Origin of the sequence: Halobellus sp. Atlit-38R (assembly GCF_003665925.1) — an archaeon.
GTDB lineage: Archaea > Halobacteriota > Halobacteria > Halobacteriales > Haloferacaceae > Haloquadratum > Haloquadratum inordinatus.
Window position 1 is genome coordinate 1 of sequence record NZ_QXIJ01000061.1, and the last position, 845, is coordinate 845.

An 845-nucleotide genomic window follows, 5' to 3' on the forward strand; every position below is an offset into this window, starting at 1 on the left:
GCACTATTCGTACGAGTAGCTACCAAACCTACTCCTATAACATCGATGACTACAGTAGTACTTGGACTTGACGGGGCGGCATTTGAGCTGATAGAAGACTGGATCGATTCTGGAGTTCTCCCTAATCTCGCAAAGCTCACTTCAGAAGGGGCAGCGATGGATATGAGGAGTTGTCTACCGCCAGTAACCTCCCCGAACTGGCGGTGTTACGCGAGCGGAGTCAATCCTGGAAAACTCGGGGTCTTCTGGTGGGAGCGGGTCAATAGAGAGACTCACACAGTTGAACCGATCAGTTCCTCCGAACAGTTCGACGGCGGTGAGTACTGGGATCTTCTTGATGGGAACGTGTCCGTGATCAATTTACCGACTGGATCGCCGCCATCTAAGGTGAACGGGAAGTTCATTGCTGGAGGACCGGACTGCGAACAAACCGAGTACACTCATCCCCATGGGTTGGAGGATCAACTTCGAGACGAATACGACTATCAGGTCCATCCGGACCACCTTTCCCAACTGTCGAAAGATAATCAAGAGAACGATTGCGTCGACGAGATACATCGCCTAATCGAACAGCGCTTCCAAGTGCTTGAAGACCAGCTCGAATCGGGCGAGTACACGCTGATCCACGCGACAATTTTCTACATTAACGTCCTCCATCACTTCTATTGGGACCGCGATGTCGTCCGCACCGGATGGGAGATCATCGACGAACACATCGGAACGCTGCTTGAGAGTGACGAACTGGATCACCTGTTTGTAATGTCGGACCACGGATCGAATCGGATCGAGGTGGAGTTCAATATCAACACGTGGCTTGAAGAGGAAGGCTACCTCGTCCGGCAGAC

At 52.1% G+C, this 845-nt stretch carries 1 protein-coding gene; it reads left to right on the plus strand.

Annotated features, from left to right (window positions below; genetic code table 11):
* Positions 1–45: 45 nt before the first annotated feature.
* Positions 46–845 (plus strand): alkaline phosphatase family protein (locus D3D02_RS20510; RefSeq protein ID WP_199723170.1); only part of this gene is annotated, 800 nt, incomplete at its 3' end.